Consider the following 9,555-nt stretch of genomic DNA (forward strand, 5'->3'; position numbering starts at 1 on the left):
CGGGCGGCTTGCAGCCCCTCCAGCGCGGCATCCAGCGCCGCGCCGCCGTCGAGACACTGGTTGCACAGCAGCGCCAGGTCGCACCCCGCGTTCAGCGCCGCGCAGGCGGCTTCGGCGTGGGTGAGCTGGCGGCCCTGCATCTGGCGCGCGGCGGCCATGCCCAAATCGTCGCTGACGATGGCGCCGTCAAAACCCAGCAGGCCGCGCAGCACGTCTTGCAGCCAGTAGGGCGAAAAACCGGCGGGGCGCTCGTCCACTTGCGGGTAGATGACGTGCGCGGGCATGACGGCTGGAAGCGCCAGGCCCAGCCAGCCGTAGGGCGCGGCATCGGCCTGAAGCAGCTCGGCCAGCGGCCGCCCGTCTTGCGGCAGGTGCGTGTGCGAATCGGCCTGCGTGTAGCCGTGGCCGGGAAAGTGCTTGCCGCAGCCCTTCATGCCCGCCAGCAGCAGGCCGTGCAGCAGGCTTTTGGCCAGCTGGGCCGCCGCTTGCGGCTGCGGGTGCAGGGCGCGGTCGCCAATCACGGCGCTTTGGCCCCAGTCCAGATCGAGCACGGGGGTGAACGAAAGATCAATGCCGCAGGCGCGCAGCTCGGCGGCGAGCACGTAGCCGCAAGCGGTGGCGGCGGCCAGCGCCTGCAGGGCGTCTTCCTCCCACAGGCGGCCCAGGGCGCGCATGGGCGGCAGCGGCGTGAAGCCCCCTTCGCGAAAGCGCTGCACGCGGCCGCCTTCGTGATCGATGGCAATGAGCGCATCAGGCCGGATGGCGCGGATGGCCGCCGTCAGCGCCGCAATCTGCTGGCGGCTTTGCCAGTTGCGCGTGAACAAAATGACGCCGCCCGCCAGCGGATGGGCGATGCGGCGGCGGTCGTCCGCCGTGAGGGCGGCGCCTGCGATGTCGATGATGAGCGGAGCGTGGGGCATGAGCCGTGCGGGTGAAAAAACGAAGCCGCGATTGAATCAGAACCCTATCCGGCCTTCATCCGGCCCAAGGCCGCGCCCTGCCCCGCCCCGCCGCCGTCACGCCTTTGCTGGCGCCGTCTTTTGCGCCGTTTCCTGCCGCAGCTGCCGGGCAGCGGCCACCATGCGGGTCAGCGCGCCAATGACTTCGGGCCACTGGCGGGTTTTCAGGCCGCAGTCCGGATTGACCCACAGGCGTTCGGGCGGAATGCGGCGGGCGGCCTGCCGCAGGCGCTGCACGATCTGCTCTTGCGTGGGCAGGTTGGGCGAGTGGATGTCGTACACGCCGGGGCCGATGTCGTTGGGGTAGTGAAAGTCCACAAAGGCGTCCAGCAGCTCCATGTCCGAGCGCGAGGCTTCGATGGTGATGACGTCGGCGTCCATCTGCGCGATGGCGCTGATGATGTCGTTGAACTCCGAGTAGCACATGTGGGTGTGGATTTGCGTTTCGTCGCGCACGCCGTTGGCGGCCAGGCGAAAGCACGCAATGGCCCAGTCCAGATACGCCGGCCACTGCTGGCGGCGCAGGGGCAGGCCCTCGCGCAGGGCCGGCTCGTCAATCTGGATGACGCCAATGCCCGCCTTTTCCAGATCCAGCACTTCTTCGCGGATGGCCAGCGCCAGCTGCTGGCAGGTGAGCGGGCGCGGCTGGTCGTCGCGCACGAATGACCAGTTGAGCAGGGTGACGGGGCCGGTGAGCATGCCCTTGACGGGGCGCGGCGTGAGCGACTGCGCCCATGTGGCCCATTCCAGCGTCATGGCATGCGGGCGGCGGATGTCGCCAAAGAGGATGGGCGGCTTGACGCAGCGCGAACCGTAGGACTGCACCCAGCCAAAGCGCGTGAAGGCATAGCCTTCAAGCTGCTCGCCAAAGTATTCGACCATGTCGTTGCGCTCGGCTTCGCCGTGGACGAGGACGTCGATGTCCAGTTCTTCCTGGATTTTCACGCATTCGCGGATGTCCGCCTGCATATCGGCGATGTACTGGGCTTCTGTAATCGCGCCTTTTTTGTAGTCGCTGCGTGATTTGCGGATTTCCGCCGTTTGCGGGAAGGAGCCGATGGTAGTGGTTGGGAACAGCGGCTGCTTGATGGCGGCGTGCTGTTTCGGCGCGCGCGCAGCGTAGGGCGATTTGCGGTCGCCCATCTCTTTGGTGACGGCAGCGGTGCGTGCCTTGACTGCCGGGTTGTGGACGCGGCTGGATTCGCGGCGCGCCTTGTGCGCGGCGGCGTTGGCATCGAGTTCGGCTTTGACGCTGTCGCGGCCGCTGTCGAGCGCTTTTTTCAGGACGCGCAACTCTTCGAGTTTTTGCAGGGCGTAGGCGAGCCAGTTTTTGATTTCCGGGTCGAGGCTGTCTTCTTGGTCAAGGTCCACCGGCACGTGCAGGAGCGAGCTGGAGGGCGCGAGCCAGAGGCGGTCGCCGAGGCGGGCGCGGACGGGTTCGAGGGTGTCCAGCAGGTGGTTGAGGTCGGTTTTCCAGATGTTGCGGCCATCCACCACGCCGAGGGAGATGATTTTGGTCGCGGGCAGCAGGTCAACCAGTTTGTGAATTTCGCCGGGGGCGTTGATGGTGTCGAGGTGGACGCCATCAACCGGCAGGTCGTGCAGCAGGTTGAGGTTGTCGCCGAAGTCGCTGAAGTAGGTGGTGAGCAGGATTTTCGGCGTGGTGCGGTTCAGTTCGTGGTAGGCGGTTTTGACTGCTTGGCGCCAGTTTTTGTCCAGGGTGGTGACGAGGCAGGGCTCATCCACCTGCACCCATTCCGCGCCCGCCTGCGCCAGTTCGTTCAGCAGTTGTTTGTAAACCGGCAGCAGGCGCTCCAGCAGGGCGAGGCGGTCACTGTCGTCCTTGCTTTTGCCGAGCCAGAGATAGGTGACCGGGCCGATGATGACCGGTTTGACGCTTTTCACACCGAGCGCTTGTGCTTCTTTGATTTGGTCGAGCAGGCGCTGCGGGTTGAGCTTGAAGCTGGTGTTGGCGTCAAATTCGGGGACGATGTAGTGATAGTTGCTGTTGAACCATTTGGTCATCTCGCCAGCGGCAACGCCTGCGCCCTTGTCAATCGGGCTGCGGCCGCGCGCGGTGCGGAAGAAGGCGTCCAGCTCGTCGCCGCCGCCTTCGTAGGCGCGCTTCGGCAGGTTGCCGAGGGTGACACTCATATCCAGCACGTGATCGTAGAGGGTGAAATCGCCGACCGGGACGTAGTCGAAACCGGCTTGGTTCTGCCAGTAGCGTGCGCGCAGCGCCTTGGCGACGTCTTGCAGTTCGGCGGCGGTGGTTTCGCCCTTCCAATACGCTTCCTGCGCGAATTTCAGTTCACGTTTCGCGCCGATACGCGGAAAGCCGAGGTTATGGATGACAGTCATGGTTACTCCTGAAGAGGTTAATAGAGAGCGCGCACTATAGCGGGCGGTTCCCATGATGCAAAATGGTAAAATTGCATCGAATCATGAAAAACGCTCATAAGCCATGCTCGAACGCCACCACCTGAACATCATCCGCGCCGTCATCGAACACGGCACCCTCACCAAGGCTGCCGAAAGCCTCTACCTCTCGCAATCGGCGCTGAGCCACACCATCAAAAAACTGGAAGAACAGCTCGGCGCGCCGCTGTGGCACAAAGAAGGACGCAACCTGCGCCTGACCCAGGCGGGCGAACGGCTGCACCGCTTCGCGCGCCGCGTGCTGCCGCAATTTGACCACCTCGAAGAACAGCTCGGCTACTACGCGCGCGGCCAAAGCGGGCTGTTACGCATCGGCATGGAATGTCACCCCTGCTACCAGTGGTTGCTGAAAACCGTCGCGCCCTATCTCGAAGCGTGGCCGCGCGTCGATGTCGATGTCAAACAACAATTCCAGTTCAAGGGCGCGAGCGCGCTGCTTGCCTACGAAGTCGATGTCCTCATCACCCCCGACCCGGTACAAAGCGCCGGGCTGCATTTCCTTCCCGTCTTCCCTTACGAACAAGTGCTGGTGGTCGCGCGCGATCACCCGCTTTCGGCAAAAAGCGTGGCGCAACCGCAAGACCTCGCGCACGAAACCCTGCTGACCTACCCGGTGCCGGTGGAACGGCTCGACGTCTTCCAGCAGTTTTTGCTGCCTGCCGAACGCAGCGTTGCCGCACACCGCACCCTGGAAACCACCGAAATCCTGCTGCAAATGGTCGCCGCCAACCGAGGCGTGACCGCACTGCCGCACTGGCTCATCCGCGAACAGGCGGCGCACCTGCCGCTCGCCTGCCTGCGCCTCGGCGACGGCATCTACAAACACATCCACCTCGGCTTGCGCGCCGACGAGCGCCAGGTGGACTACATTGACGGCTTTATTGAAATCGCCAAGCGGGTGCGCTGAGGGCGGCACACCGCCTCGCAGTTGCCGCCTGTGCGCGGGCGTGGTAAAAAGCCCGCCTTTTAACCACCGGAATCCCCATGAGCGCCATTCTCGCCGCCCAACAGTTGCAAAAAACCTTCGCCGGATTCACCGCCGTCAGCGATGTGGACATCCACATTGACGCCGGGGAAACGGTCGCCCTCGCCGGGCATAACGGCGCGGGCAAGTCCACCCTGATGAAAATGCTGCTCGGTCTGCTGACGCCGACGCGCGGCAGCATCAGCATCAACGGCCATGCGGCGGGTAGCGTCGCCGCGCGGCAAATCATCGGCTATTTGCCGGAGACGGTCGCGCTGTATCCGAACATGACCGGCTTCGAAACGCTCGCCTTTTTCGCCAGCCTCAAAGGGTTGGGCAACGCGGGCAACCGCGAGTTGCTCGCCCGCGTCGGCATTCTGGAGGCGGCGGGCAAGCGCGTCGGTACCTATTCCAAGGGGATGCGGCAGCGTCTCGCGCTGGCACAAGCGCTGCTCGGCCAGCCGAAAATCCTCTTGCTGGACGAGCCGACCACCGGGCTTGACCCCGCCTCGCGTGCCGATTTTTACCGCATCCTCGCCGAACTGGCGGCGCAGGGGACGGCGATTCTGCTGTCCTCGCACGCGCTCGCCGAGCTGGCCGACCAGGCCGACCGCATTGTCATCATGAAAAACGGCGTCAAGACCGCCGACGGCAGTTTGCAGGCGCTGCGGCAGGACGCCGGATTGCCAACGCGGCTGCGCGTCTGGTTTGACGAGCCCACACCTGCCCTGCCCGCGCCGTGGCAGGCTGATGGTGCCGGGCAATGGTTTTGCGACTGCGCCGAGAGCGAGAAAACCGCGCTGCTCGGCGCGCTGTGGCAGGCGGGAACGCCGCGCAACGTCGATATGTTGCCGCCCGCGCTCGATGATTTGTACGCCCATTTTTTGCGCCGCGAAGAAGCGGCGGTTTGATACCCGGATTTTATTGATGAATACTTTATTGACCCTCGCCCGCAAGGAATTGAAAGACGGGCTGCGTAACCGCTGGGTATTGGCGATTGCCATTCTGCTCGCCGCCTTTGCCCTGACGCTTGCTTTTCTCGGCAGCGCCCCCGCTGGCGAGACAAAAGCCAATGCGCTTGCCATTACCGTGGTGAGTCTGGCGACACTCAATATTTATTTGATTCCGTTGATTGCGTTATTGCTTTCTTATGATGCGATTGTCGGCGAGATTGAGCGCGGTACGATGGCGCTGCTTTTATCGTATCCGCTATCGCGCTGGCAGGTGGTTGCGGGCAAGTTTTTGGGACAAGGCGCGATTCTCGCCGTCGCCATTGCCATTGGTTATTGTGTCGCCGGGATTGCGGTGGCGCTGTTGCACAAAAATATTGGTTTTAGCTGGGCAGTTTGGCAGCCGTTTTTCAAGATGACTTTGACGACGTTATTGCTCGGCGCAGTTTTTTTGGCGATTGGTTATGTATTAAGCGCCATTGCCAAACAGCGCGGCAGCGCAGCGGGAATGGCGATTGGCGTCTGGCTGTTTTTCGTGCTGCTCTATGATTTTGCCCTGCTCGGTGTGCTTATTGCCGACAAGGGGCAACATATTGGCAAGGATTTGCTCAATGTGCTGTTGCTCGCCAATCCGACCGACACTTACCGTCTGCTCAATTTGAGCGGCAATATGGCGAGCGGTCTCGGTGCGCAGGGCGGCATTGCCCAGGGCGTGCTGGCGCTGGTGTTGCTGGTGTGGATTGCCGCTCCCTTGGCATTGGGGATTTTTTTGTTCCGGCGCAAGACGCTGTAATTTTTTCGGGAGTTTTTATGAAGATTTTTTTGCAGAAGTTTTTTGCTTTTGTCGTTGCTGGGGCGTGGTTCGCCGCCGATTATTTCAGCAAGATTTGGGCGCAATCGGAATTGGCCAACGGGGTGGTGATGCGCCTCACCAGTTGGATGAATTTCAAGCTCGCCTATAATGAGGGCGCGGCATTCAGTTTGTTTGCCGATGGCGGCGGCTGGCAGCGCTGGTTTTTTATGGGCGTCGCCATTCTGATTGGGCTGTGGTTGTGCTATGCAATTTTGTTTGAGCGTACCACCGGTCTGGTACGTTTCGCCTATGCCAGTATTTTGGGCGGTGCCATTGGCAATTTGTTTGACCGCATTGTTCACGGCAAGGTAGTCGATTTTATTAGCTGGCATATTGATAATGCCTATTGGCCGACGTTTAATGTCGCCGATGTCGGCATTTGCATGGGCGTCGGCTTTTTGATTATTGCCTGGTTTGTCGAGTGGCGCGCCGGGAGTCATTTGTGAGCGGGATACTCGTCATTTATGCGGGCGGCACCATTGGCATGAAGCCGGGTGCGCACGGTCTCGTTTCCGACCCGCAATTTGTTGCGCGTTTGCAGGCAGCATTGCCGGATATGGATTTTGATGTCTTTACCTGCGAACCGGCGATTGACAGTTCTTCCGCCACGCCCGCCGCCTGGCAGCGCCTTGCCGATGCGATCGCCGCCAGACGCGAGGATTATCGTGGTTTTGTCATTCTGCACGGCACGGATACGCTCGCTTATAGTGCCGCCGCTTTGAGCGAGATGCTGCGCGGCTTGGGGCGGGCGGTGGTGCTGACCGGGGCGCAGATTCCGCTCGGTCAGCCGGAGAGCGACGCGCTGCGCAATGTGCGCGGCGCGCTGGCGTTCGCGGCGCTGGAGGAAGTGCAGCAAACGGCGGTGTTTTTTTATGACCGCCTGCTGCGCGGCGATGCGGTGCGCAAGCTGGACGCGCAGAGCTTTGCCGCCTTTGACAGCCCCAATGCCGACTGGCTCGGTGTTTTTGACGGCGAGACGGCGACGCTCTCCGCGCCGCTGTTTGAGGAGCGCGAGGAAAGTGCGTTTTTGCGCGGCGACTGGCGTGGTTTTCAGGACGGTGCGGTCGCAAGTCTTTTGATTACACCGGGAATGCCGGAGAGCGCTTTTGCGCCGCTGCTTGCTGATGAAAAGCTGCGTGGGCTGGTGCTGCTCAGCTACGGCGTTGGCAATGTGCCGGCGCGTGCTGATTTGCATCAGGCATTGCAGGCGGCGATGGCGCGCGGGGTGTGCGTGGTGAACGTCAGCCAGTGCTGGCGCGGCGAGGTTGCCGGGCACAGTTATGCGGTCGGCGCGGCGCGTCTCGGCGCACTCGGCGGCGGCAGGCTGACGCCGGAGGCGGTTTATACCCGCCTGCATTGTCTGCTCGCGGAAAGCGATGCGCCGCTCGCCGCGCGCTGGTCAAACGCCTAAAAGAAAACGCCCAACCGGTGAAGGTTGGGCGTTTGGAATTGAATGGTCGGAGAGACAGGATTTGAACCTGCGACCCCTTGCACCCCATGCAAGTGCGCTACCAGGCTGCGCTACACTCCGACTTGAAGCCGCGCATTATAGAGATTTGGAGGTGTGATGCAAGCGCTTTTTCCCACGGAAATCCCGTGGTTGGCGGCAGATTGGCCGCTCGCCGACCACTTTGTTGCAGGTACTTCGATGACCGCCAACCCGCAGGTGGGCGAGGGTTTTAATCTGGCGCGCCATGTGGCGGATGACCCGGCGCGGGTGGAAGCGGCACGGGCACGGTTGGCGACGCTGTTGCCGCCGGAGGCGCGCTGGTTGTGGTTGAGCCAGGTGCATAGTGCGACGGTGTGGCAGGCGACGGATTATCAGGCGGGTGTTGAGGGCGACGCGCTGGTGAGCCGCGAGGCGGCGCGCGTGCCGGTGGTGATGACCGCCGATTGTGTTCCTGTCCTGCTTGCCGACCGCAACGCGACGGTCTGGGCGGCGGTGCATGCCGGTTGGCCGGGGTTACATCGCGGCATTATCGCGGCGACGGTCAAGGCGATGGCAACCGCGCCCGCGTCGCTGTTTGCCTGGATTGGCCCCTGTATCCGTCAGGAAAATTATGAGGTGGACGCGCCGTTTTTCCAGCGCTTTGTCGAGGCGGACGAGCGCTATGCCACGGCCTTTGTCGCCAACCGCCCCGGGCATTGGCTCGCTGACCTGCCCGCGATTGCGCGGATGCAGTTGCAGGAGGCGGGCTTGTCCGCGGCACAAATCAGCGACTGCGGCCTGTGTTCGTTCGCCGACCGCCGCTTTTTCTCGCACCGCCGCAACGGCGCGCAGGCAGGAAGGATGGCGACGTTCATCGCGCCGCGCCGGTAGCCCGGTGCTATAATCTAAATTCTTAATGAATGATGGATTGTTGGACATGTTAAATCACGATACGCGCATTTTGCTGCTCGAAGGCATCCACCCGAACGCGGTGACCGCCCTGAAACAGGCGGGGTTTGCCCGCGTGGATTTACGCCCGGCAGCGCTCGAAGGTGCGGCGCTGCTGGACGCCTTGCAAAATGCAGACGTGGTCGGCATCCGCTCGCGCACCCAGCTCACCGCCGAGGTGTTGCAGGCGGCGCCGCATCTGAAAGCGGTCGGCTGCTTTTGCATCGGTACCAATCAGGTCGCGCTGGAGGCGGCGCAATTGCTTGGCATTCCGGTGTTCAACGCGCCCTATTCCAACACGCGTTCGGTCGCCGAACTGGTGCTGGCGGAAATCATCTGCCTGCTGCGCGGGCTGATGGCACGCAACCAGGCGGTACACAGCGGGCGTTGGCCGAAGGACGCGAAAGGCGCCTGCGAGGCGCGCGGCAAGACGCTCGGCATCGTCGGCTACGGCAATATCGGCGCGCAGTTATCCATCCTCGCGGAAAACCTCGGCATGCGCGTGATTTACCATGACATCCAGGCGCGTCTGCCGCTCGGTAACGCCGAAGCCGCCACCTCACTCGACGCGCTCTTGGCGCAGGCGGATATAGTCAGCCTGCACGTGCCGGAAACGCCGGGGACGCGCGATCTTATCGGCGCGCGCGAACTGTATTTGATGAAGCCGGGCGCAATGCTGATTAACGCCGCTCGCGGCCAGTGCGTAGTCATTGACGACCTCGCCGAAGCGCTGGCGAGCGGCCATATCGCCGGTGCGGCGCTGGACGTCTTCCCGGTCGAGCCGAAGGGCAGCAATGAGCCGCTCAACTCGCCGCTGCGCGGTATGGAAAACGTCATCCTCACGCCGCACATCGGCGGTTCGACGATTGAAGCGCAGGCAAACATCGGCCTGGAAGTAGCGGGGCGTTTCGTACAGTATCTGAAAAGCGGCGCGACCGTCGGCGCGGTAAATTTCCCCGAAGTATCGCTGCCGCTGCGCGAAGACACGCACCGCCTGCTGCACATCCACCGTA

At 62.7% G+C, this 9,555-nt stretch carries 9 protein-coding genes and 1 tRNA gene; 7 read left to right on the forward strand and 3 right to left on the reverse strand.

The window, feature by feature from the left end; translation table 11 throughout:
- Together nagZ and metE are read right to left on the reverse strand one after the other, a co-directional pair.
- A partial coding sequence (gene nagZ / locus Q0349_RS11015; protein ID WP_298081001.1) for a beta-N-acetylhexosaminidase occupies positions 1-920 on the reverse strand: 920 nt, incomplete at its 3' end.
- Positions 921-1,016: 96 nt separating this feature from the next.
- Positions 1,017-3,320, reverse strand: a complete 2,304-nt coding sequence (gene metE / locus Q0349_RS11020; protein WP_298081003.1) for a 5-methyltetrahydropteroyltriglutamate--homocysteine S-methyltransferase — start codon at positions 3,318-3,320, stop codon at positions 1,017-1,019.
- 103 nt (positions 3,321-3,423) lie between these two features.
- Here metE and Q0349_RS11025 point away from each other — a divergent pair, with 103 nt between their 5' ends.
- From Q0349_RS11025 to Q0349_RS11045, 5 genes are all read left to right on the forward strand, one after another.
- Positions 3,424-4,305: a LysR family transcriptional regulator gene (locus Q0349_RS11025; protein ID WP_298081004.1), complete on the forward strand. Its 882-nt coding sequence runs from the start codon at positions 3,424-3,426 to the stop codon at positions 4,303-4,305.
- 77 nt (positions 4,306-4,382) lie between these two features.
- Positions 4,383-5,273: an ABC transporter ATP-binding protein gene (locus Q0349_RS11030; protein ID WP_298081005.1), complete on the forward strand. Its 891-nt coding sequence runs from the start codon at positions 4,383-4,385 to the stop codon at positions 5,271-5,273.
- Between the two features lie 16 nt (positions 5,274-5,289).
- Positions 5,290-6,105, forward strand: a complete 816-nt coding sequence (locus Q0349_RS11035; protein WP_298081007.1) for an ABC transporter permease — start codon at positions 5,290-5,292, stop codon at positions 6,103-6,105.
- Positions 6,106-6,122: 17 nt separating this feature from the next.
- Positions 6,123-6,611: a signal peptidase II gene (gene lspA, locus Q0349_RS11040; RefSeq protein ID WP_298081009.1), complete on the forward strand. Its 489-nt coding sequence runs from the start codon at positions 6,123-6,125 to the stop codon at positions 6,609-6,611.
- Entirely contained in the window at positions 6,608-7,576 is a 969-nt protein-coding gene (locus tag Q0349_RS11045; protein WP_298081011.1) for an asparaginase, read from the forward strand. The genes lspA and Q0349_RS11045 overlap by 4 nt, the downstream gene beginning before the upstream one ends.
- Before the next feature lie 43 nt (positions 7,577-7,619).
- Here Q0349_RS11045 and Q0349_RS11050 read toward each other — a convergent pair.
- Positions 7,620-7,696: transfer RNA gene (locus tag Q0349_RS11050), tRNA-Pro, on the reverse strand.
- A 36-nt stretch (positions 7,697-7,732) separates the two neighbouring features.
- On the opposite strand from Q0349_RS11050, the gene pgeF reads away from it, so the two are divergent.
- Together pgeF and serA are read left to right on the forward strand one after the other, a co-directional pair.
- A complete protein-coding gene (gene pgeF, locus Q0349_RS11055) occupies positions 7,733-8,485 on the forward strand; it encodes a peptidoglycan editing factor PgeF (protein WP_298081012.1) in 753 nt (250 codons plus the stop codon).
- Positions 8,486-8,531: 46 nt separating this feature from the next.
- Positions 8,532-9,555 (forward strand): phosphoglycerate dehydrogenase (gene serA / locus Q0349_RS11060; protein WP_298081014.1); only part of this gene is annotated, 1,024 nt, incomplete at its 3' end.

This window comes from uncultured Cardiobacterium sp. (genome assembly GCF_938028185.1).
Lineage (GTDB): Bacteria > Pseudomonadota > Gammaproteobacteria > Cardiobacteriales > Cardiobacteriaceae > Cardiobacterium.